This window comes from Terriglobus aquaticus (genome assembly GCF_025685415.1).
Classification (GTDB): Bacteria; Acidobacteriota; Terriglobia; order Terriglobales; family Acidobacteriaceae; genus Terriglobus; species Terriglobus aquaticus.
The window spans coordinates 2,832,382-2,855,157 of record NZ_JAGSYB010000001.1 but is presented as its reverse complement, the minus strand read 5'-3'; the positions used below and the strand labels follow the sequence as shown (position 1 = coordinate 2,855,157).

Here is a 22,776-nt window from a genome sequence, read left to right as displayed (position 1 = left end):
GGGGCCGCATGGCTGAGGTCCACATTCGCGACGTGCACAAACGGCACGGCGATGCTCACATCCTCCGTGGCATCCACCTCGACATCCGCGACGGCGAATTCGTGGTTCTCGTTGGACCTTCTGGTTGCGGCAAGAGCACGCTGCTGCGCATGATCGCTGGGTTGGAAGAGGTCACCGCCGGCGAGATCCGCATCGGCTCCCGCGTGGTCAACGACCTGCCCGCAAAAGACCGCGACATCGCCATGGTCTTTCAAAGCTACGCACTGTACCCGCACCTCACGGTCGCCGGCAATATGGGATTTTCGCTGCGCCTCAAAGGCATGAACAAGGCCGACATAGCGGCCAAGGTGAACGCCGTCGCAGAAACCCTGGGCCTTGCTAACCTGCTGGACCGCTTCCCGCGCCAGCTTTCCGGTGGCCAGCGTCAGCGCGTCGCCATGGGCCGCGCCATCGTGCGCAACCCGCAAGTGTTCCTCTTCGACGAACCTCTCTCCAACCTCGATGCCAAGCTGCGCATCAGCATGCGAGCCGAAATCAAAGAGCTGCACCAGCGCCTGCAAACCACCACGATCTATGTGACACACGATCAGGTCGAGGCCATGACGCTGGCCTCGCGCATTGTCGTTCTGCACGGTGGCACGGTGGAACAGATCGGCACACCCATGGACCTCTACGATCGGCCGGCGAACCAGTTTGTCGCCGGCTTTATCGGCGCTCCCGCAATGAACTTCCTGCCCGCACATCTCGTCGGCAGTGCGCTTCAGGTCAACAGCGGCCCCGCTCTTCCAGCCAGCATCTCCGGTGCAGTCGCAACCGACGCAGTCACCTTCGGCATCCGCCCGGAGCACCTGCGCGCCGTCGCTCCCGCAGCGCCGGGCAGCATCGCTGGCACCGTCGCGGTGGTTGAGCCAACGGGTTCTGAGACCATCCTGATTGTGCAGTCGGTGACCGGCCGGCTGACCGCGCTCGTGCGCGAGCGCATCGACCTGCAGCCCGGCCAACCTGTCTCGCTGCAGCCGGTCCCTGGCCTCGGCCACGTCTTCAACGCACAAGGCCTTCGCATCGGTGCCGCATGATCCAGTCCGCCTCAGCATCTCGCATCCTCGTCATTTCTGACAGTCTGCACACGCTGCCCGAAGCCGTGGCCATCCTGCGTGACTCCGGGTCCGACATCACTTGGGTGCATGCGCTCACACCATGGCACGAACTCTCCCCTGAGCACAAAGCGGCCCTGCACGATGCGGACGCCGTGGTCATGGGCCGCGTCATGGGCATCGATGCCGCCGCGCTGACGCTCGCTCCCAGGCTCCGCGTCATCGCGCTGCACACTTCCGGCTCCGACAACGTGGACTTGGAGGCCGCCTCTGCGCGCGGCATCCTCGTGACCAACGTGAAGGGTGTAAACGCGGAGCAGTGTGCTGAATTCGCCATGGGCCTCATGCTCGATGTCGTTCGTCAGATTCGCCGCGGCGACCGCGCCATCCGTGCAGGTCTGTGGGCCGCGCAAACCCAGACCAGCATGGACGTCGTCGGGTCCACCATTGGCGTCATTGGCCTGGGCCAGATCGCGCAGGCGTTCGTTGTCCGGGCCCGCGCCTTCGGTGCGCGCATCCTCGTTCACACACGAACGCACGATGAGTCCCTCGCGTCTCGCCTGGGCTTCGAGTATGCGTCCCTCGACGACGTCCTGCGGAACTCCGACATCGTCAACCTGTTTGCCGCGCTCACGCCGGAAACCCGCCACATGATCGGCGCGCGCGAGCTTGCGCTCATGAAGCCTTCGGCGTACCTGATCAACATCGCGCGGGGCGAGCTGATCGACGAAACAGCGCTATTTCAAGCCCTGCAAGAGCAGCGCATCGCTGGCGCCGGGCTCGACGTGTTCGAGACCGAGCCGCTCTTCGATTCGCCTCTCTTCGCGCTCGACAACGTGACGCTCACCCCACACCAGGCCGGCCTCACCATCGGCGGCAAAACCGGAGCCGCCGTTCGCGCAGCAACCAACGCGCTCGAAGTTCTGCGCGGATCTGTTCCGAAAGACACTATCAACGCCACCTCCGTCGTCCACAGGTCCACTTAGGAAAGCGCTTGCACGCGCTTCTCACCGTATGGGAGAATCGCGCCATCCACCGTGAGGTTTAGGGTTATGGCTCCGCGGAAGCACAGCACCCAAAGCACGCCGCAGCTTCGCGCCGTCGCATGTGTCTGCGCCACCGTGATCGGCGCCGCGCCCACCTTTGCGCAACACCTCACGCTCACCATCGCAACGCACTACACCGACGATCAGCGCGCTCCGCTTACGCCCTGCCTGCGGGCCTACGAACGCCTTCATTCCGGCATCACCATCGTTCACCGGCAGCTCTCCTACCGCGACCTGCTGCAGTCGCTGTTCCTCTCGCGCATGGGCGGCCAGCCTCCTGACATCTACAACCTCTCCACCACCTGGACAAGGCAACTCGTGGAGAGCAACGCCCTCGCGCAGCCGCCAGCCTCTATCTCAAGCTTTGTCCAGCAAAGCTATTTGCCAAACACCACCTCCGCCATCACGAGCGATGGCAGGCTCTGGGGCATCCCGTCCGAAACAGACGTATACATGCTCGTCTACAACAAGCTGCTCTTCGCGCAGAACGGCATCACGCATCCGCCCAGCAATACGGCCGAGTGGATCAGCGACGCCGCAAAGATCTCGCGCACCAATCGTCAAGGGCAGCTCGTCGTCTCCGGATTCACCGTCGGTTCCTCGCAGAACCAGATCGTCGCTCCATTCCTCACGTTGCTCTTCTCGGGCGGGCAGCAACTCATCGCGGCAGACGGCAAATCCACGAACCTGACCAGCGCCGCGGCACACAGCGCTTTGCAGGCGGAGGTGGACTTATTCCGCTCGCATGGTGCGGAGTGGGGCACGGTGCCGTACCAGTTCCCCAGTGGAGCCATCGGCATGATGGTGGTGCCCAACTGGTTCAACCGGCCGCTGCACCAAGGGTTTGAGCAACGGTTCGATCAGACGGTCGCTGTCGCTCCCATACCCGCCGGCGCAGACTGGCGAACCCTTCAGTACGGCTTCTTCTGGTCGGTCGACGCCAACTCGCCGCACCCGGCCGAAGCGTGGGCGCTGCTGCAGTGGCTCAACACCGCGCAACAGCCGGGCGGCCGCTCGTGTGTCGGCAACATGCTCATGGCACTCGGTGGTCTCACCGGCAACCGCCAAGACCTGGCTGCTTCCACGGCTGAGCTCAATACGCCGTTCCTGCGGCCCTTCGTCGATGCGCTCAGCTCCGGCCGCGCTCTGCCGCAGCCCAGCATCCGCCACGCGAACGAGATCGAAGCTTTGACTGGCAAATATCTTGAGCGCGCTATGCTCGGCGTCATCCCCACCGACACGGCACTTCACCAGCTTGACGCAGGCATTCGCACCATCCTGCAGGAACAGGAGTAGGCGACCTATGCGCAACCGCCTCACACCCTACCTGTTCCTCAGTCCCGCGCTCCTCTACGCGGCCATCTTCTTCCTTCTGCCGCTGGGCCTTGCGCTCACGCTTGCCTTCACCAACTTCCAGGCGTTCGCACCGCACCACTTCGTTGGCCTGCATAACTTCTCGTACCTCCTCACGCGCGATCCGTTCTTTCTGACCACCGTGCGCAACACGCTGGTCTTTGCGGTAGGCTCGCTCGCGTTGGCCATCCCGCTCTCGCTCCTGGTCGCGTACACCATCTCGCGCAGCCGGTTCAAAGCCTTCTGGCGTTGCATCTTCTGGCTGCCCATGGCGACCAATGTTGTCGCCGTTGCGTTTGAATGGAAGTTCCTGCTGGACGGGCCCACCGGGCTCGTCAATCACCTGCTCGATCTGCTCCACCTGCCGGGCCCGGGATGGCTCAGCAATCCGCACCTGGCGCTGCTGTCCGTCATCCTGGTCTTCGTCTGGATGACCCTGGGCAGCAACATGCTTCTGCTCTCTGCAGGTCTTGAAAGCCTGGACGAAAGCACCTTTGAAGCCGCCCGTATCGATGGCGCAAACGCGGTCCAGATCTTCACGCGCATCGCTCTGCCCCTGCTCAGGCCCACACTGCTCTTCGTCATGACCACGGACCTCATCATCGGGCTCAGCTCCTTCCCGCTCATGCTGGTCATGACGGAGGGCGGTCCCGCGCAAAGCACAACCGTCACGGCGCTCTACATGTACCAGATGGCCTTCACCGACCTGCGCCTGGGCCGCGCCTCCGCAGCCGCCTTCATCTTGTTTCTGCTCATCTTCGCCATCACCATGGTCCAGCTCCGGTTGCTGCGCAAGGGAGGGCTCGAAGGTTACGCATGAGACCCTCCGCCGAAGTTGCAATCTTTCCGGGAGAAGACGTCGGGGTCAGCCCGCACGCATCCGCGCCTGTCGCACTGCGCGGCCGTCGCCCGCCTCGCATCACCGGCGGTTTGCTCAAGTATGTGTTTCTCTCTCTCGGCGCAGTCGTCATGGTGGTGCCGTTTGTTGACATGCTGCTCGGATCGCTGCGCACCGTTCCTGAGCGCCTGGCACGTCCGCCCATCTATCTGCCAGCGCATCCGCAGTGGCAGAACTTCATCCGTGTCTTCCACGATCTGCCCATGGCGCAGTGGCTCACCAACAGCGTCATGGTCACTACGTCGATCACGATCATCCAGCTTCTCACCAGTTCGGCAGCCGGCTATGCGCTTGCCAAGTTCCGCTTCCGCGGCCGCGACCTCATCCTGCGCTGCATCCTGGGCGCACAGATGTTTCCGTTTTTTCTCTTCCTCATCCCAATGTTTTTCATCCTGCGCTTCTGGCCATTTGCAGGTGGCAATAGCTGGCTCGGTCAGGGCGGCGCGGGCTTTCTCAGCAGTTACGCCGGTCTCATCCTGCCCTTCGCCGTGTCCTGGTATGGCATCTTCATGATGCGGCAGTTCATGGTCTCCATCCCCGACGATCTGCTCGATGCCGCACGCGTCGACGGCGCCAGCGAACTCCGCATCTTCTTCACCGTCGTGCTCCCGCTGGCTCGAACGGCTCTCGCCACGCTCAGCATCTTCGTCTTCATCTATCAGTGGAACGAGGTCATCTGGTCCATGACCGCCACGCGCATCGCGCCAAAGCTGCAAACGGTTCCCGTGGGCATCTTCCTCATGCGCCAGGCATTCACCGACGAGCGAACCTTTTCCCTGCAACAGGCTTCGCTTGTTGTCTCCGTTATCCCTGTGCTCATTCTGTTTCTCTTCCTGCAGCGCTACTACGTGCGTGGCGTCACTGCGGGCGCGGTCAAAGGCTAGTCCACTCAAGAAAGGAAGCACAATGAACCGCACCATGAATCGACGTGCAATGCTCACCCTGTTCGGCAAATCCGCCGTTGCAGGCGTGGCGTGGAGTTCCAGCCTTACGCGCACGCCCTTGGCAGGCGTGGTCGCCAGCCTTACCCCGGTTGCCCAGCAAACCGCCAGCAGCACGTATGACACGCAGTTGCAGGACGCCATGACCAGACTGAGCAGCCGCGTCTACTCCGAAGAAGGCATCCCCATGATCCTTGCCTGCGAGGACCTCACCGCTTCGCATCCCGTCGCGCCGCTCTACTCCAAGCCCACGAACGACCGGGTCGCGCCAGCCTTCCAGCAGTACATCGAGGCATGGGGCCGTCTGCATCCTGATGCGCCTGCCGACGACGTCGCCAAGCTCATCGAACTGCTCTCCTACCGCGACTTTGAACATGGCGGAAAGGACGACAACCTGTGAGCACACCTGCCTTCACCGCGCGCGCCACCGAACAGGAATCGCTCTTTCGCGATCGCCCGTTGATCCGCGTCGTCAACTACCACAACACGCCTCGCATCCGTGCGGAACAGATGGAGCGCGAGCTGCAGCAGTACAGCCAGGCGTTCACCTCCGTGAACGAAGCAGAGCTCCGGTCCTACATTCAGACGGGCCAGTGGAAGAAATCCAAGCCGGGCATGATCCCCGTGCTGTATGAGGGCTATCGCAACGGCTACGACGTCATCGCGCCACTGCTGGAAAAGTACGGCTTCGTCGGCTGGTTCTTCATCATCACCGAGTTCATCAAGGGCCCCGTCCCCGATCAGGTGACCTACGCCAAGGGACACCACATCGGCATGCAAACGCGCGAGTACCCTGAGGGCCGCTACGCCCTCACCTGGCAGGAGATCCGCGAGCTCAGCAAGAAGCACGTGATTGCCAGCCACGCCCGCAACCACGCAGAGCTTTCCGCCATGAGCGAAGAAGCCCGCCGCGCGGAAATCTTCGGCTCGCAGGAAGACTTCCGCAAAAACCTCGGCCGTCCTGTGCTCGCGTTCTCGTCGCTCCGCGGACCTGCGCAGAATGAGCATCCCGAGGTCGACACGGCAAAGCTGGTGCAGCAGGCCGGGTACGAGTTCGTCTTCTCCAACTACCGCATTCAACGCGTCGGCAATGGTGTCGCCAGTGCCTCCTGAAGACTTCCGCGGAACCGCTCGCGAGACTGGCGCGCTGCTGCGCTCCGCACCGCTCATCCGCACTGCCAACTTCCATAATGTTCCCAAGCGCCGCATCGTTGAAGTGGAGGCGCAGCTCAAGCTTTGGAGCTCCGCCTTCAGCTCCGTCAACGAAGCGGAACTCGATCGCTATCTCACCACCGGCGAATGGCACAAACCCAAGCCGGGTCTCCTCATCGCCATCTTCAATGGCTATCGCAACGGCTACGACAACATGCGGCCGCTGCTTGAAAGGTACGGCTTCGTTGGCTGGTTTTACGTGCCCACCCTGTTCGTCAACGAACCTGCGGCGACCCAGCAGCAGTTCGTCTCCTCCCGCACGCTCAAGATCATCCATGACGAGTACCCCGACGGTCGCTACGCGCTCTCTTGGGACGAGATCAAGGCCATGGATGGTCGCCACGTGATCGCATGCCACACCCGCAACCACGCCAGGCTCCAACTCGACGATCTGAACTACCTCGAAAACGAGACGGTCGGTCCGCAGCTCGATTTCCAAAAGCATCTCGGCCATCCCGTGCGCGCCTTCGCCTCACTTTCCGGCCAGCCGTACGGCCAGCACGGACCCTCTGACCGCGCTATCGATCGCGCCGGCTACCAGTTCATCACCTCCAACTACAAAATCCAGCGAATCCGCTCCGTTCCCGGGCACGCCACACCCACCGCCGATCTGCAGGCGCGATGAACCACACATGCTTGCAGAGCCAAACAGTGTCATCCTGAGCGGAGCGAAGGGTCTGCTTCTACGGCCCATCAAAACAGCTCGACGTAAGCCGTCCTGCGAACGCAACACCAAGCAAAGGAACCGAATGAAACTCGTACGTTACGGCGCCCCCGGCGCAGAACTTCCCGGCATCCTCGACTCGAACGGCCAACTCCGCGATCTCTCCACCGAAGTGGGCGATATCGCCGGCGAAGTTCTGTTGCCCGGCTCACTCCAGCGCCTCGCCTCGCTCAATGTCGACTCGCTCCCGATAGTTGCGGGCACACCGCGGCTCGGCCCCTGTGTGGCCGGCACCGGCAAGTTCATCTGCATCGGCCTCAACTACTCCGATCACGCTGCAGAGACTGGCATGCAGGTTCCACCTGAACCCATCATCTTCATGAAGGCGACGTCCACCATCGTCGGCCCCAACGACGACGTCGAGATCCCGCGCAACGCACAGAAGACTGACTGGGAAGTTGAACTCGGAGTCGTCATCGGCAAGCCCGCAAAATACGTCTCGGAAGAAAACGCCCTCGAGCACGTCGCCGGCTACTGCGTCGTCAACGATATCTCGGAACGCCACTTCCAGCTCGAGCGTCAAGGCCAGTGGGTCAAGGGCAAGTCCCACGACACGTTTGGTCCTGTCGGCCCATGGCTCGTCACCGCCGACGAAGTGCCCGACCCGCAACAGCTTGCCCTGTCGCTCGAAGTAAACGGGCACACCATGCAGAACGGCACTACCGCCACCATGGTCTACACGGTTCGGTACCTGGTCAGCTACTTATCGCAATTCATGACGCTGCAACCCGGCGACATCATCAGCACCGGCACACCGCCGGGCGTCGGCATGGGCCAGAAGCCGCAGCCCGTCTACCTGAAAGCCGGCGACACCATGACGCTGCGCGTTCAGGGCCTCGGTGAACAACGCCAACACGTCATCGACGCCCGCCCACTCTAGCGCAACCGCAGCGTCAGCCGCCGCGAGAGAAGCACCACGCTGACCTGGCGGCTGACGCCCTGCCGCTGCCGTCACACCGTTCGCATCCGGAGACACACCATGAGCAACGAAACCGCCGGCACCCTTCGCTCCCAGCAATGGTTCGGCCGCCAGGACAAGAACGGCTTCTACTACCGCTCGTGGCTCAAGAACCGCGGCTTTCCGCAGGACGTCTTCGAAGGCCGTCCCGTCATCGGCATCTGCAACACCTGGTCCGAGCTCACACCCTGCAACACCCATTTCAAAACCATCGCCGACCACGTGCGCTGGGGCGTGCTTGAGGCAGGCGGCTTCCCGCTGGAGTTCCCGGCCATGTCGCCCGGTGAAACCCTAACGCGCCCAACCGCTATGCTCTATCGCAACCTCGCCGCCATGGAGGTCGAGGAGTCCATCCGCTCCAACCCGCTGGACGGCGTCGTGCTGCTCATGGGTTGCGACAAGACCACGCCATCGCTGCTCATGGGCGCCGCCTCGGTCGACGTGCCCACCATCGGCATCTCCGCCGGCCCCATGTTGCGCGGCGTCTATCGCGGCACCTACATCGGCTCCGGCACCAACACCATCTCCATGAGCGAGCAACTCCGCGCCGGCGAGATCACGCTCGACGAATACCACGAAGCCGAAGCCTGCATGCACCGCTCGCACGGCACCTGCATGACCATGGGCACCGCCTCCACCATGGCCTGCATGGTCGAAACGCTCGGCATTTCGCTGCCCGGCAACGCCGCGATCCCCGCAGTCGATGCTCGCCGCAATCTGCTCGCGCGCGAGTCCGGCCGCCGCATCGTCGATCTAGTCAGGCAAGACATCACCATGTCGAAGATCATCACGCGTGAGTCGCTCGAGAACGCCATCCGCGTCAACGCTGCCATCGGCGGTTCGACCAACGCCGTCATCCACCACATCGCGCTCGCACGCCGCATGGACCTGCCGATGAGTCTCGACGATTGGGACGCCCTCGGCCGCAACGTCCCGTGCCTGCTCAACATCATGCCGCAGGGCAACTTCCTCATGGAGGACTTTTTCGAAGCCGGCGGTCTGCCCGCCATCCTGCGCGAACTCGGCGAAAACAACCTGCTCCATCGCGACGCTCTTACCGTCAACGGCAAAACGCTCTGGCAGAACAACGAGAACGCGCCCTGCTGGCGGCGCGAAGTCATCCACGCCTTCACCGAGCCCTTTAAGGCTGTCGGTGGCATCGCCGTCCTCAAGGGCAATCTCGCTCCCTCGGGCGCCGTGCTCAAACCCTCCGCCGCGTCCGACGCGCTCACCAAGCACACCGGCCCCGCCGTCGTCTTCAGCACCATCGAGGACCTGCGCGCCCGCATCAACGACGACAACCTCGACATCGACGAACACTCCGTCATGGTGCTGCAGAACTGCGGCCCCAAGGGCTACCCCGGCATGGCCGAGGTCGGCAACCTTCCGCTGCCGCCCAAGCTCCTCAAGCGCGGCATTACCGACATGGTTCGCATTTCCGACGCCCGCATGTCCGGCACAGCCTACGGCACCGTCGTGCTCCACTGCGCACCGGAGGCCGCGGTCGGCGGCAATCTCGCCCTCGTGCAGAACGGCGATCTCATCACGCTCGACCTCGAAGCCCGCACCCTCCAGCTCCACGTCTCCGACAAAGATCTCGCTCAGCGCCGCGCGCAATGGCAACCGTTGCACAACACGCCCGACCGCGGCTACACCAGGCTCTACATCGAACACGTCATGCAAGCCGACGAGGGCGCCGACTTCGACTTCCTCGTCGGACGCACCGGCTCCGAAGTCCCCCGCAACAACTTCTAGCCACAGGCGCGCAAGGCGGAACCACGCGCACAGCGCGGTACACTTCCGCTCACTTCGCTTCTCAGGACTGCTCACAGTTAATTCAGCGCAGAGTGATACTTTCCATCGTTTGGGAGAGCATCACTCTGCCATCTTCGCATCGTCATCGTTTACCCCGAGCTGCTCGAGCAACATGCACCCACCGCGCCGGTCATTGCACATTGACTGACACGCTGAGAGTAGTAACTGTGCTGTTGGCAGTTATGGTGATAGGCACCGTGTAATTTCCTGCTGCAGGGGTATTCGGTGCCGCGGAGCCACAGCCTGCAAGCCCGATCAGCGAAGTCGTGGCAAGAACTGAGAGCAGAGCGAGCAGCCTATTTCGCAATGTACTCTTGCGCCCAGCGAAGCCCATCAGCGGTATGCCGGGAAGAAGAAAACAGGCAAGCACGCGCTCCAAGCCGCCTGTCCCAGAAGGGAACACGTGGTCAAGCGAGCTCTTCGTAGGATCACCTGCGGTGATGAGGATTGTGCTGGCCGCGGTCGGGGTGGTACTGGTCAATGTCACGGATGGGTTCGACGGCGTGCAAGTGAAGTGCGCGGGCAGCGTCCCGCAAGCGATAACAGCAGTGCCTGTGTAGCCGCCAACTGCGGTCAACGTGACAGACGTGGACGCAGTGCCGCCGCGCTGCACCGATAAAGAGGAAGCGCTGAGCGTTGCCTGCAACATGGGAGCGACGATGGTCTGCGTGAGAGCTGCGGAAGTCGAATTCCCGTAACCAGGTGCACCCACAAAGGTTGCGGTGATCGTATGCGAGCCGGAATCCAGAGTGGAAGTTGCAAACGTAGCCGTCGCGGCACTTGCGCCGGACCCGGTCACCGGGATCGTGCCAAGAACGGCCGTGCCATCCAGAAAGGTCACCGAGCCGGCGGGAACCGATCCGAAGCTGTCGCTCACGGTAGCTGTAAAGGTCACAGCCGTACCACGGTTGGCGGTCTGGGCAGACGATGCTAAAGATGTAGTCGTAGGGACTAGGGTCGGAGTCACCGTTTCCGTCAACGTGGCGGAAGCGGAGTTGCTGTAGCCGTTGATTCCAGTAAAGGTAGCAGTGATGGGTAAGGAACCAATCATCACTGGATTGAGAGTGTAAGTCGCGGTTGACGTTTGATTCCCGGTCGCCACAACGTAGATAGCTTCCGAAGAGGAGTTGCCATAGGTGAACGTCACCGTTCCGACGGGAGCCGTTCCAGAACTGGCCGATACTGTTGCCGTCAGCCGTACGATGCCGCCTACAACGACGCTCGAAGGATCTGCATTCAGCACCGTGCTTGTAGTCAAGGGAGAGCTCAGCAATGTTGCTGCCGCAAGCGCGATCAGGTGATGGCCGGCTGTTGTGGGGTGCAGATCGTCCCAGAAGAGATACGTGTCGGGGTCCGCAGTGGTGATGGTCTGCGAACCGTACGTCAGGTTTGTCAGTCCCACAGCGGACGGAGCATTGAGCACAGATCGAAACAGTCCGTAGATGTCTAACGGATAGAGATGGAGCGCCCGCCCCGGATTCGCTGCCGGCAGCTCTGCTAGCGCAGTGGCAAGTGCTTGATTGAACGTAAGAGCAGCGCTGGTAGCCCGTTGCGCATTCACAGGTGAATTGTTCAAACGCGGGATTGCGCCGAGCGGCGGCAGATTAGGCACCATGAAATCCGTCGCTCCCGCATTGATCAACTGCTGGATGATCGAGCTTTCGTGGGCCACCGCTGCCGTGATGTCGGTGTAGCTGGTGGAGCTCAGCAAATCGTTAACCCCACCCCACACCACGTACAGCGTGTGATTGGTGATGGTGGGTGACGTCGCCAGGTAGTTCGCAACCTGCTGGCCCATGTTGTCCACGGTCACGCTGAATGCGCCGTTCGGGCCATAAGTGAAGGTGCTGGTACCAGTGTTCGTAGTAGCCGAACCGAACGCGTAGTTCGTGCCACCATCCAGAGAGTTGATCACTTTCGGTTTTGCGGGAAACGTGGCCGCGAGTTGCTCAACCCATGTTCCGAAGTAATTTCGGGCGTACGGCAATGTGTCCGCACCGTCTGTAAAGCGCCCATTCGTATAGTTCGCCACTGGACTGGGAACGCGCCCTGCGAGGGTGTACTTCGCTTCAGTCAGGTGAGCCACATTTCCCGTGTCAGACAGCGAGTCACCGAAAACTACGATCGAAGTGTAAGTCTGCGCCGACAAGCCTGCGCCAGACATTGCCACTAGCAGAAGAGCCAACCACGATAAGCCGAAGACGCAACGGCGAACTGCGCGTCGCAAGCTGACAACTGGCGTTGAGCTGGACATTCTCGCGGTCTCCTGGGTATCTGGGCTCGGGACCCACGAAGCATAACAGACCTTAGAGAAACATGACGCAAAGTGCATGCTCGAACGAGCTCCACAGGAGTATGGGTCTTACAGTCGGCTTATCGGAAGTTGCTGGCAATCTCGAGGCGAGCGGTATAACCTTCGGTCCACTATGAACTGCCGCATCTCAGCTATGCTGCATGTCCCTGGCGACGTCCGCGAGGCCATCGCCTTCTACGGCCGTGCCTTCGGAGCTACTCCGGCTTGGAGCACGCCTCCGGCGGAAGATATGGTTGCGCAACTGCGAATCGAGGGCGCGGAGTTCTGGCTGCATCCGGCAAGCGACGCGATCGGCAACCCTGCCCCAAAACAGACTGGCGGCACGGCAGTGCGACTGATGCTCATCGTGGATGACCCGGATGCCCTGTTCGACCAAGCGGTCTCTGCCGGCGCAGTGGTGCGTTCCCCGATGCAGGACCGCGACTACGGCTGGCGTGATGGCTCAATCGTGGACATCTACGGTCATCGGTGGGAGATCGGCAAGCCTCTGTAGCTCTCGCAACGAACCGCAACCCACAGCCTTGGTGAGCCACACCGCGCCACTGTAGACCCACCTCTCTCCCGCTCCGTCCAACAGGGCATGGTCCGCCTCACCGCCGCCGCCCTGTGCGCCGCGTTCACGCTCTCCCTCGCACCAGCCCACGCACAGGAACCGGCCAGCAAGTCTGATTCCGCTCCCACCATCAAGGTCGACACGCGCCTCGTCATCGTCCCCGTCATCGTGCGCGACAAGAAGGGCCAACTCGTTCGCAACCTGAAGCAGACCGACTTCACTCTCTCCGAAAACAACAAGCCGCAGACCATCAAATACTTCGACAAAGACAGCGAAGCCCCGCTCACCGTCGGCCTCCTCGTCGACGTCAGCGGCAGCGTTCGCAACGTGCTCGACGAGGAGCGCACCGCCAGCTCCGCTTTCCTCGATACGCTCCTGCGCCCCGACAAGGACAAGGCCTTCATCGTCCAGTTCGGGCACCAGGCTGACCTGCTCGCCGACGTCACGTCCTCCCTCCCCAAGCTCGAAGCCGGCCTCAAGAAGATCGACGCCGACACCGATCGCCCGCAGTTCAGCGGAAGCTCGCAACAGCAGGATCCGAACAGCGGCAGCGGCAACACGCAGGACAATGGGAACAACAACGGCGGCTACGGCGGACGCGGAGGCGGACGCCGCGGCGGTCAGGGTGGCGGTAACTATCGCGGTGGAGGCACCGTCCTCTACGACGCCATCTATCTCTCCTCGAACGAGGTCATCAACAAACAGCCGCCGGCTGCGAAGCAGACGAATCGCGAGGCGCTCATCCTGCTCACCGACGGCGACGACCGCGGCTCCAAAGAATCCATCTCGTCCGCCATCGAAGCCGCGCAGCGCACCAACGCCACGGTCTACGCCATTTACTTCAAGGGCGAAGAGCACAACGGCGGCGGCTTCCCCGGCGGCGGTCGCCGCGGCGGCATGGGCGGCGGCTTTCCCGGAATGGGCGGTGGCTGGCCCGGTGGAGGAGGCGGCGGCCGCAACGGCGGCGGCGGTCAGGGCCGCGGCGGCGAACAGCGCGTCGACGGCAAAAAAATCCTCCAACGCATCTGCGACGAGACCGGCGGCCGCGTCTTCGAGGTCTCCAGCAAGCAGCACATCGACGACATCTACAAGCAGATCTCCGAAGAACTCCGCTCGGAGTACCGCCTCGGCTTCACGCCCACGGATACATCCGAGGGCTACCACCGCGTCCTCGTCGATCTTCCCAACGACAAGAAGAGCACCATCCAGGCGCGCGACGGCTACTACATCGGCGCCGCGCAGTAGTTCAGGAACGGCCCCTCCAACCAGGAAAGACGAACATCGACGAACGCCGGCTTAGTCCTCCAACCGCTCGATCATCACGTCGGTACTTTTCACCAGCGCCGCCACGCTGTCTCCGCGCTTCAACTCCAGCTCGCGCACCGCGTCCGCAGTGATAATGCTCGTAATCTGCTGCTTGCCCACCGCAACGACCACCTTCGCCATCAGCCCGTCCACCTGCACATCCAGCACCTTGCCCAGCAACTGGTTGCGCCCACTTACCCGGCGGAACCTCGCCCGTGACTCCGCGTCGCTCCGCTCATCGTCGCGATCCAGGAACGGATCGAGCGACGCCTGCGCAATGCGGTGGTGTCCGCCCGGCGTGGGCACCGTCGCCAGCTTTCCTTGCAGGATCCATTGCTTGATCGTGGGATAACTGATGCCCAGCAATCGGGCGGCTTCGCGGGGCGTCAAGAGCGGCGTATCGGCCATGCCGCTATTGTGCATCGGCCGCCTTTCGCCTCGCATCTCCAATACAATCACCGGCAAGGCGAGGGGCGCAGGATGACACTCACGGCATCAGGGGCGAGCCAGATCGCCACACACACGCGCCTCCTTTCCTCGCCCACTCATGGCGCGCGGCTGTTCGGGTAAGCCCATGGGTCAAACACAATGACCTTCTTTGACAGCCTGCTGGTGCTGCTCTTTGCGGCCGTCGTCCTGCTCCAGGTGGCGCGCCGCCTCGGCTTGCCCTATCCGGCCATGCTCGCCGCGGCGGGCGTCGCCATGGCGTTCATCCCCGGCGTTCCCAACATTCCGCTGGCTCCTGAAACAGCACTCGCACTGTTCATCGCGCCGGTCATCGTCGACGCCGCGTACGACTTCCCCTTAGGCGCGGCACGGCGCCTCGTCACGCCGCTGCTGGTCTTTGCCGTGCTCGCTGTCCTCGTCACGGCCGCGGCAGTGGCCGCTATCGCGCACCTCTGGCTAGGCATTCCGGTCGCGGCCGCGCTCGCTCTGGGCGCCATCGTTGCACCTCCCGACGCCGGTGCCGCTACCGCCGTGCTCAACAACACAACCATTCCGCCCAGCACTGAAACCGTACTCAAAGGCGAAAGCCTCTTCAACGACGCCACGGCGCTGCTGTTGTACAGCACTGCGCTTGCGCTGCTGTCACCGGCAGGCGGCCCGTCCCGCATCACTGTCGGCGCGGGTCTTCACCTGGCGTTGGCTGTCCCGGGAGCTGTCGCGCTTGGCTGGGGCTTCGCTCTGTTGCAGCGCCGCATCAACCCCTTCGTTCAGGACACCCTCGGCGGCAATCTGCTGCAGTTCTGCGAAGCCTATCTCGTCTGGATCCTGGCAGAGCATCTGCAGCTCTCTCCCGTGCTGTGCCTCGTCACTTTTGCCATGACCCTGGCGCGCACACCGGAGCTCATCCACCGCAACACCCGCATGCGCGTTCAGTCGTTTGCCGTGTGGAGCGCCGTTGTCTTTGCCCTCAACGTCTTCGCCTTTCTCCTCATGGGCATGCAGGTGCGGTCCATCATCGGCCGCATGGATCGCGCCCGCCTGTACCAATCCATGCAATTCGCCGCTCTGATCGTCGCGGCCGTCATCGTTCTTCGCTTCGTTATCGTCATCACCTTCAATCGCCTGAACGCCTGGCGGCGTCGCCGGCTCGGCAAAGAGCCGCGAGCCTCGTTGCGGCAGGCAATCCTGGTTGGTTGGTGTGGCATGCGTGGCTTCGTCACCATGGCCACAGCACTTGCGCTTCCAGCAGACTTGCCCAGGCGCGACACCATCCTGCTTGCCGCGTTTGGCGTGGTCATCGTCACCCTGGTAGTGCAGGGCATGACGCTCAATCCGCTAATCCGTCTTCTCGATCTGGATCACACCGACAGTGCTCTCGAGGAAATGAAGACGGTACGACGCCAACTCTGCACGGTTGGGCTCGCCACTCTTCAGCAGCACGACGACCCTGAAGCCGAAAGCCTCCGGACGTTCTATCAGCTTCAGCGCACAGGGGAGATCCCAACGGTTGGGCAGCCCACCCTGGAACGCTATCGTCGTTACGGTCTCATTGCGATCCGGGCGGAGCGCAAAGCCCTGGAAAAGTTCCGGGAAGATGCAGAACTGAGTCCCGATCTGTACCTCAAGCTTCAGGAAGAGCTGGACTGGCGAGAGCTGACCTTGCTGCCCGAACACGAACGAGTGATCGAAGAGAACTAATCATCACCCCACGGAGCAAAAGCCTCGATCGCAATCGAGGCTTCCCGGATAGAACCCAGACATCAGTTCTCAGTTCTTATGATGTTTCGCCGTCCCGCCATGACCTCTTCCCGGGCCGTCGGCGAGCCTTGTCAAGTCTTAGTCTTTGCAGTCAGGGTAAGTTACAGCGTATTCAGTGCCCAGATAAGAAGCGAGTTAGCGTATTTTCGCCACTCGATCGGCTACCTAAAACGAGGCAGTAATGTTCTTACTGCGAATCGAAACATATCTTGCGGTGAGTCATTGTGCAACGCATGAAAAGACCTAAGCGGTACTCTGGTCCATCAATCGCCTGCGGCGTAGCCAACCTCCAACCATGCCCGTCATTCCCGTTCCCAGCAGCAGCAGTGACCCCGGCTCTGGCGTTGCACCAACAGACGAAACGAGCTCGAAACCTGTGATGCCCGTTGTAGATGAAGTGAGTGAGAACCATCCGTTCGTCTGGTCATATCCGCTCTCCGTGAAATAGCCCAGGCCGGAAATCGCGAGGTAAGGGCTGCTGAGAGCGTCGCCAGGGCCATACACGACAGAAGTAAGACTGGTGATGGTGAATGATGCAGTGTCGACGGTGTGATCGTGCACGGTGAACACAGTTGTTCCAGGAGCACTTGCAAAGGCGAAACTCTGCAGGTTCGCCAGATAGCCAGTGAGTTGCCCGCCGGAGATTGAGGGAGCAAATACGCCAAGAGTTCCCGATGCCTGGTACACCGTTCCCGTAGTTGGACTGAAGGTGATCTGGGTATTATCGAAGGTGTCATTTCCTGAAATGGAAATGGTTCCGGTGATGGGATCGGCATGTGCCGCAATGGCAGACGCGAAGGCAAGGATCACAGCCGCAATCCACGGCGATGTGCGAGTCATAGGTCCTCCCGAGAGTGACCGCTTGTTCGCGGCATGCCTCGTGCACAAGCAGGCAGGTCCCGTGAACAGCCAGTTTTGGGTAGACCGATAGTAGGTGGGGTCGATGCGTCAGATTAGGTCATGTCGCTCGCCAACCGAGCGGTGTCGCCTACACGCATCCACTGGACAGGTTTGGCTCCGCCGGTTGGCGATCATCCCACACGATGTAAAGCGGAATCGTCTAAGCCAGACTGCCCAGCCGTCAGGCGTAGCCCTGCGTACCCATCACGTCGCGTAATAGGTTCAACACAAAGCCGGGCTGACTCTTGCCGGTTGCGAGAATCGCTTCCAGGTCGATAGCCGATTCTGAGAGCAGCCGGAAGGAAGCTCCATCGATATAGGCCATCGACCATGCCGAGAACAAGCGCCGTTGAATCGGATTGCGGCTCACGACCACCAGGTTGCTGTGGCGGGGATCCTGTTGGATGCGATTCAGGCAGCTCTCGACCGCGTTGGCGGGCCCCTCTAGCACTTGTGCAAAGGCGGTGCCGTTGTACAGCAGAACGCCGCTGATCCAGTCGGATGCGTTGTTGCGGCGCGATGTGGCTACAAGTTGGGCCAGCATGGGTGCCACCTGCTCAGGGGTGCCGGTGATGCGGCTTCTGCTGCAGTAAATGATCTGCAGAAGCTGAGCTCTATGGTGGTGCGCGGGTATATCCACTTTGTAAGTTATACCGGTTCGTTTGCGTCACGTTGCAACAATTGTGGGTTGGAGTCCCCGGTTTTCCACCGGTTTCAGGCGTGTCAAGCCCCGCTGCACGCGCCGCAGCACCTAACTAGTGGTCATCAAGGCACTTCCAAGCCAAAAAGAATTGGCATGGTATATCCCTTCCACTTTGTATCCTTGAAGAAGGCTTACATCCCAGCCAGACACTAGGAGCCCGCGATACGCTAACTCTCGTCCCAGCAAGAACTTGCGGCTAAGCTCATTCTTTCGAAGAACTTAGCCGCCATCAGACACGTAAGTTGAATGTTTAGAAGATGTTGCGCAAATCTACCCGGGGGGGGGCGTAGCCTAATAGGCCACGCAGATTTCAGGCCCGCAACCGACTACAGTGTGTTGCGGCCACGCCCAAAGAGCAGATAGAGAACGACCAGCAAAAGGATGATGCTGAGGCCGCCGCCACCGTAGTAGCCGAGGCCAGGCCCCATGGCGTAACCGCCACCGCCAAACAACAGAATCAGCAGAACAAGAATCACGATCAGCGGCATACGGAACACCTCACGAAAGATGAGGAATGAGAAGCGCAACCCCGACACCGCGTTGCTTCAGCCTCGGTAGATCAATAACCTATCGCGCTGCCGCTTCCCGCCGCGAAGTGGGCCGACGTGGGCGGTGCCGTACTTGGCAGACCATTTTGCGTTGCATCATGGGCCGTCTGGCATTGCGCTGCGCTCGCTTTCGGAGTCAGGGACGCTATCTCACGACCACCCCCTCCCCCCCCTTGTTTTCGCAAGTTCTTCATTCACTGGATGTTGTGCTCTGGGCGGCTCGTAACATCTTGTGCGTATTGGACTTACGCGTAAGTTCCTGTGCAGGTGGAAGTTACGGGCGGGGCGGATCGATCCAGTTGGCCCACTCCTCTTTCCAGGATAGAAGATTGAAGGGATATAGCATGCCAACTGTTTTTGTCTTGGAAGTAGTGCGGGTTGAGACACTTAGCTCCCGAATGAGGTCGTTGGGGGCTTGACAGCTTTGTTCTGGGTTGACGGCTCCGTCTCGTCGTACAGTACACGCATGCTTGTACGGTTGGCAGTTCTGGCTGCAACACTCGTGGCGTGTCGCATCTGTGCCGCCGAGGTGCCCTGCGGGATCCAGAGCGTGAGTGAGACAACGGCGCCGGTGTATCCGCCTATCGCCAGGGAGGCCCATGTGTCAGGGACCGTGTTGCTCCTCGCTAGCTTCGACACTGCGGGAAGGGTCACAGAGGTTCACACGGTAAGCGGGCTGCCCATGTTGCGGGTGGCAGCCGAGACGTTTGTGAAGGGATGGCAGGCGGACCCGTACACGGGGCCCCGAAGCTGTCCTGTGGTGGTGGAGTTTGCCTTACCGAATCCGCCCGTCTGTGGCGAGCAGCGCGTACAAGATGGACCGCAACCGAAGCAGGGACGTACGGGTACGCAGCACTACACGGTCGTCGGCAGTTGCGTTAACGTAGTCGCGATGTCCGACCCGCACCTTCGAGTGATCCGGCGCAAGCGCTTCGGCATCTTCTGAATGATCGGGCCAGCCGCTTGGGGCTGAGGAGCGCGGCGCAATGCGGTTCGCGTCCTGCGGGCGGTGGTGGGCCGCGCGGGGAACTGCCGGTGTGCTGATGTTGCTTTCAGAACATCCTGCGCGGAAGAGCCAAGCTGTGAGAGTAGCGGCACGGTTGTGGCGTCGAAGTGGACGGTGCAGGCGAGCGAGACGAAGCCTTTCTCTTGTACAGGCTGTCGTCCCGGCTCTCGCGGCGTCCACGGTGGCCTAATCGGCCTGCGATAGTCGCTGCGCCGAGGCGCTCCTACTTCGGTGGGCCTACCCGCACGACGGTCGCTTTCTTGACTGAGCAGTTTTCCAGTGTGAAGCGCAGGTCGATGTTGCTGTTGACACGCAGACGGCCACCTGAGGGCAAGCGAAGCCCGTCGATGACGGAGTTCTGCTGCTCGTAGTGCACGACGACGGGATTGTCGGGAGTTGATTGGACGGCGTCGTTGCCGGCGTAGACCAGGCCGTCCGGGGTTGGGGTGTAGGTGGGGTGTTCGTGAATGGTGCCGCCTGCGCTAACGATCTCGGTTGCGAGATAGTTCTTGTCAGTCGATAGGGTGGCGGGTGCTCCGGGAACGTGGAGCGAGAAGAGATACCCCTGCGAAGCGGGTGTGACCCGCTCTACCGAGTTGCTGAACGGCGGGATGGGACCGAAGAGGCCTTTGGAAGGCCAAGTCTGGTACAGGCCGGTGAGCAGAGAGTTGAGGACGTTGATCACTGGCGCGATCTGCTGCTTGGCGGCTTCGGTGGTGCCGTCCGGGTAGGCGACGGAGGTGGTACCACCATGATCGTTCAGGGTGAGCCGGACGGCGGTCGCTTTCAGAAGGTCCTGCGCCGGGGCGCCGAGCATCGGAAGCAGCGGCACGGTTGCCGCGTCAAAGTGGACGGTGCAAGCAAGGGAGACGAAGCCTTTCTCCTGCAAGCTGTAGTACCGGGCCCGCGCCGCATCCATGATGACCTGATCGGCCTGCGAGAGCTGCTGTGCCGAGGCGCTGAGGAGCGCTGCAAGCAAGAGCGCGGTGCAGAGTCGTCGTTTGCGCATGCAGGACTGATTAGACATCACTGGCGGCTCATTACACATCATGAGCGCGATTCATAGGGCGAAGTTGATTCTTGCAAAGCTCCGCCTGCTTAGGGAGAGATATGCTGGCGGGGTGCCCGCTTACGCCTGCCTCACCATCAGAGAATTTCTTCGCAGTAATCTGCTTGAGCTTCAGCAGCGGCTTACATCAGCTCATGCGCGGTCTGGCTTTGCTCAACAGTTCACGCAGCAGACGCTAACCTGGGAAAAAGATTTACAGCACTTAACGTCTACCTGCCAGACGTTAGTTTCTGAAAGGTCTGAAGCCGAACATTGGACACTGGTCTTCGAGTACACAATTCCCCGTAAAGCAAAGCGGATTGATGTAGTGCTACTTACGCAAACGAGAATCCTGATTTTGGAATGCAAAACGGGACTAGCGCCGATAGCCGCGGATGAACAGGCACAAGAGTATGCATTGCTGCTGCATTACTTCCACGCTGGATCGCAAAATCGTGTCATCTTGCCTGTAGTGGTTGCCGAGCGCGTTGATGTAAGAACGAGTGTACGCTCAACGGAAAGAAGAGCGCAGCAGGTGCTCAACTTTCCTTCGTTGGCGAGTACGTGGGTAGCACCCACCGCGTTCGTCGAATGGAGCTCCCTCGCGCAGATATTAACTGCGATCGAGGAAGATAGGCATGCAGCGCAACTAAGCGGAGTTGAATGGTCTACGAGCGCGTACTCTCCCACTCCTACAATCATCGAAGCCGCTCGTCAGTTGCGCACGGGCCTGAAGATCGAAGACATCGCTAAGAGTGAAGCATCGGAACACGAGATCGGGGCGGTAAGGCATGCTATCCAGTGGCGGATCGAAGAATCTCGTCAGCTTAGTCAGCACAGTATCTGCTTTCTCACCGGCGTTCCGGGATCGGGTAAAACGCTTGTGGGATTGAGCCTTGCACACCTCGGGGATGCGAGTGAGAGTGCTATCCACTTCATGAGCGGCAATGGGCCGCTTGTGAAGGTGCTCCAGGAGAACTTTCGACGACAGGGAATCCATGACGGCGTTCTGGCTTCAGATGCCGGCATTCAAGCGAAGACTCTGATAGAGAATATTCACCTATTTGCGCGAACTTATATCGAAGCTGAAGATCAGCGTGCCCCTTCCAATCGGGTAGTGATCTTTGATGAAGCTCAACGCGCTTGGAACATAGAACAGAATATGAAGAAGTTCAAGCGACCGAAATCCGAACCTAGCATGATTCTTGAGGTGATGGAACGCCATGACGACTGGGCCTTTGTCCTAGCGCTTGTGGGTGGCGGACAGGAAATCAACACCGGTGAAGCCGGTTTGGAGGAATGGGGTAGAGCGCTGATCGCCTCGGGAAAGAAGTGGACCGTATATGCATCTCCGGAAGTGCTCAACGGAGGCCGCTCAACAGCAGGGCGGAAGCTTTTCACCCAAGAAACCGGGCTGCTCGAAGTGCGTGAGGAGCCTCTGCTACACCTCCGTACTTCAAATCGTAGCCTTCGCGCAGAGGACCTTGCGGAGTGGGTCAATGCTGTTCTCGACGGAGACGCTCCTCGGGCAGCAAAGCTCGACATAAGTAAGCGTTTCCCGCTGTTGCTGACGCGTTCACTCAACAAGACACGTGCAGTACTAAAAAGAGAAGCGATCGGCAGTTCACGTTGCGGGTTAGTTGGCTCGTCAAAGGCAGCCCGGCTTCGAGCCGAAGGTCTAGAGCCGGACTCAGCGTTCCATAGTGAATATCCGTGGGAACATTGGTATCTCTCTCCGAGAGGCGATGTTCGATCGAGCTATCAGTGCGAGGTTTTTGCGACGGAGTTCGAAGTTCAGGGGCTCGAGCTCGATTGGGTCGGAGTGTGTTGGGGCGGCGATTTTATTTGGGACGGACAACGATGGAATACCCGAAACTTCATGCCGGCAAAATCCAAATGGCAGTTGATCACAAATCGAGACCGCGAGATGTTCAGAAGAAATGCCTATCGTGTTCTTCTTACCCGCGCCCGCCAAGGTCTAGTGCTATTCATTCCGCAAGGCGATGACGCAGATCCAACGCGTCAATGCAGGGACTTCGACAACAGCGCAGACTTCTTGCTTAGCGCCGGCGCGATCAGGATTGAGGACAAAAGCAAGTGAGCAGATGCTGCTTTTCTCGACCGAGATTTTCCCCGATACTTGACTCCAGCTT

At 60.9% G+C, this 22,776-nt stretch carries 21 protein-coding genes; 15 read left to right on the top strand and 6 right to left on the bottom strand.

The genetic code is table 11. The features are described 5' to 3' along the window. Positions 1–8: 8 nt before the first annotated feature. The 10 genes from OHL12_RS11865 (at position 9) to OHL12_RS11820 (ending at position 9,981) form a co-directional block, all read left to right on the top strand. A complete protein-coding gene (locus OHL12_RS11865; RefSeq protein ID WP_263414028.1) occupies positions 9–1,076 on the top strand; it encodes an ABC transporter ATP-binding protein in 1,068 nt (355 codons plus the stop codon). Beyond that, entirely contained in the window at positions 1,073–2,080 is a 1,008-nt protein-coding gene (locus OHL12_RS11860) for a 2-hydroxyacid dehydrogenase (RefSeq protein WP_263414027.1), read from the top strand. Before OHL12_RS11865 ends, OHL12_RS11860 begins: the two co-directional genes overlap by 4 nt. A 66-nt stretch (positions 2,081–2,146) precedes the next feature. Beyond that, positions 2,147–3,436 (top strand): ABC transporter substrate-binding protein, encoded by a 1,290-nt coding sequence (locus OHL12_RS11855; RefSeq protein ID WP_263414026.1) that lies wholly within the window; start codon positions 2,147–2,149, stop codon positions 3,434–3,436. A 7-nt stretch (positions 3,437–3,443) separates the two neighbouring features. Further along, entirely contained in the window at positions 3,444–4,313 is an 870-nt protein-coding gene (locus tag OHL12_RS11850) for a carbohydrate ABC transporter permease (RefSeq protein ID WP_263414025.1), read from the top strand. Continuing rightward, positions 4,310–5,275: a carbohydrate ABC transporter permease gene (locus tag OHL12_RS11845; protein ID WP_263414024.1), complete on the top strand. Its 966-nt coding sequence runs from the start codon at positions 4,310–4,312 to the stop codon at positions 5,273–5,275. Before OHL12_RS11850 ends, OHL12_RS11845 begins: the two co-directional genes overlap by 4 nt. A 34-nt stretch (positions 5,276–5,309) precedes the next feature. Further along, positions 5,310–5,732 (top strand): hypothetical protein, encoded by a 423-nt coding sequence (locus OHL12_RS11840; RefSeq protein WP_263414023.1) that lies wholly within the window; start codon positions 5,310–5,312, stop codon positions 5,730–5,732. Further along, complete coding sequence (locus OHL12_RS11835; protein ID WP_263414022.1) at positions 5,729–6,445, top strand: polysaccharide deacetylase family protein; 717 nt, start codon at positions 5,729–5,731, stop codon at positions 6,443–6,445. The genes OHL12_RS11840 and OHL12_RS11835 overlap by 4 nt, the downstream gene beginning before the upstream one ends. Next, positions 6,435–7,169 carry a polysaccharide deacetylase family protein gene (locus tag OHL12_RS11830; RefSeq protein WP_263414021.1) on the top strand — a complete coding sequence of 245 codons (735 nt, stop codon included), beginning with the start codon at positions 6,435–6,437 and terminating at the stop codon, positions 7,167–7,169. The genes OHL12_RS11835 and OHL12_RS11830 overlap by 11 nt, the downstream gene beginning before the upstream one ends. A gap of 124 nt (positions 7,170–7,293) precedes the next feature. Next, positions 7,294–8,148 (top strand): fumarylacetoacetate hydrolase family protein, encoded by an 855-nt coding sequence (locus OHL12_RS11825; protein WP_263414020.1) that lies wholly within the window; start codon positions 7,294–7,296, stop codon positions 8,146–8,148. A 99-nt stretch (positions 8,149–8,247) separates the two neighbouring features. Continuing rightward, on the top strand, positions 8,248–9,981 hold the full coding sequence (locus OHL12_RS11820) for an IlvD/Edd family dehydratase (protein ID WP_263414019.1): 1,734 nt from the start codon (positions 8,248–8,250) through the stop codon (positions 9,979–9,981). A 190-nt stretch (positions 9,982–10,171) separates the two neighbouring features. Here the strand turns inward: OHL12_RS11820 and OHL12_RS11815 are convergent, their stop codons facing one another. Continuing rightward, a complete protein-coding gene (locus OHL12_RS11815; RefSeq protein WP_263414018.1) occupies positions 10,172–12,205 on the bottom strand; it encodes an Ig-like domain repeat protein in 2,034 nt (677 codons plus the stop codon). Positions 12,206–12,488: 283 nt separating this feature from the next. Between OHL12_RS11815 and OHL12_RS11810 the strand changes: the two genes are divergently transcribed. Continuing rightward, the gene (locus OHL12_RS11810) at positions 12,489–12,848 is read left to right on the top strand and encodes a VOC family protein (RefSeq protein WP_263414017.1); all 360 of its coding nucleotides are present in this window, start codon (positions 12,489–12,491) and stop codon (positions 12,846–12,848) included. A gap of 87 nt (positions 12,849–12,935) precedes the next feature. Further along, positions 12,936–14,153 carry a VWA domain-containing protein gene (locus OHL12_RS11805; protein WP_263414016.1) on the top strand — a complete coding sequence of 406 codons (1,218 nt, stop codon included), beginning with the start codon at positions 12,936–12,938 and terminating at the stop codon, positions 14,151–14,153. A gap of 51 nt (positions 14,154–14,204) precedes the next feature. Here the strand turns inward: OHL12_RS11805 and OHL12_RS11800 are convergent, their stop codons facing one another. Next, positions 14,205–14,621: a helix-turn-helix transcriptional regulator gene (locus OHL12_RS11800; RefSeq protein ID WP_263414015.1), complete on the bottom strand. Its 417-nt coding sequence runs from the start codon at positions 14,619–14,621 to the stop codon at positions 14,205–14,207. Positions 14,622–14,801: 180 nt separating this feature from the next. Here OHL12_RS11800 and OHL12_RS11795 point away from each other — a divergent pair, with 180 nt between their 5' ends. Next, positions 14,802–16,358 (top strand): cation:proton antiporter, encoded by a 1,557-nt coding sequence (locus OHL12_RS11795; protein ID WP_263414014.1) that lies wholly within the window; start codon positions 14,802–14,804, stop codon positions 16,356–16,358. A gap of 303 nt (positions 16,359–16,661) precedes the next feature. Here the strand turns inward: OHL12_RS11795 and OHL12_RS11790 are convergent, their stop codons facing one another. The 3 genes from OHL12_RS11790 to OHL12_RS11780 all read right to left on the bottom strand — a co-directional run bounded on the left by OHL12_RS11790 (position 16,662) and on the right by OHL12_RS11780 (position 18,509). After that, positions 16,662–17,258 (bottom strand): PEP-CTERM sorting domain-containing protein, encoded by a 597-nt coding sequence (locus OHL12_RS11790; protein WP_263414013.1) that lies wholly within the window; start codon positions 17,256–17,258, stop codon positions 16,662–16,664. 241 nt (positions 17,259–17,499) lie between these two features. Next, a complete protein-coding gene (locus tag OHL12_RS11785) occupies positions 17,500–17,958 on the bottom strand; it encodes a BLUF domain-containing protein (RefSeq protein WP_263414012.1) in 459 nt (152 codons plus the stop codon). A 389-nt stretch (positions 17,959–18,347) separates the two neighbouring features. Continuing rightward, the gene (locus tag OHL12_RS11780) at positions 18,348–18,509 is read right to left on the bottom strand and encodes a DUF3309 domain-containing protein (protein WP_263414011.1); all 162 of its coding nucleotides are present in this window, start codon (positions 18,507–18,509) and stop codon (positions 18,348–18,350) included. 610 nt (positions 18,510–19,119) lie between these two features. Here OHL12_RS11780 and OHL12_RS11775 point away from each other — a divergent pair. Then, positions 19,120–19,515: an energy transducer TonB gene (locus OHL12_RS11775; protein ID WP_263414010.1), complete on the top strand. Its 396-nt coding sequence runs from the start codon at positions 19,120–19,122 to the stop codon at positions 19,513–19,515. Positions 19,516–19,798: 283 nt separating this feature from the next. On the opposite strand, the gene OHL12_RS11770 is transcribed toward OHL12_RS11775, so the two are convergent. Beyond that, positions 19,799–20,584, bottom strand: a complete 786-nt coding sequence (locus tag OHL12_RS11770) for a hypothetical protein (RefSeq protein ID WP_263414009.1) — start codon at positions 20,582–20,584, stop codon at positions 19,799–19,801. Positions 20,585–20,624: 40 nt separating this feature from the next. On the opposite strand from OHL12_RS11770, the gene OHL12_RS11765 reads away from it, so the two are divergent. Then, positions 20,625–22,724, top strand: a complete 2,100-nt coding sequence (locus OHL12_RS11765) for a DUF2075 domain-containing protein (protein ID WP_263414008.1) — start codon at positions 20,625–20,627, stop codon at positions 22,722–22,724. Positions 22,725–22,776: the final 52 nt, after the last annotated feature.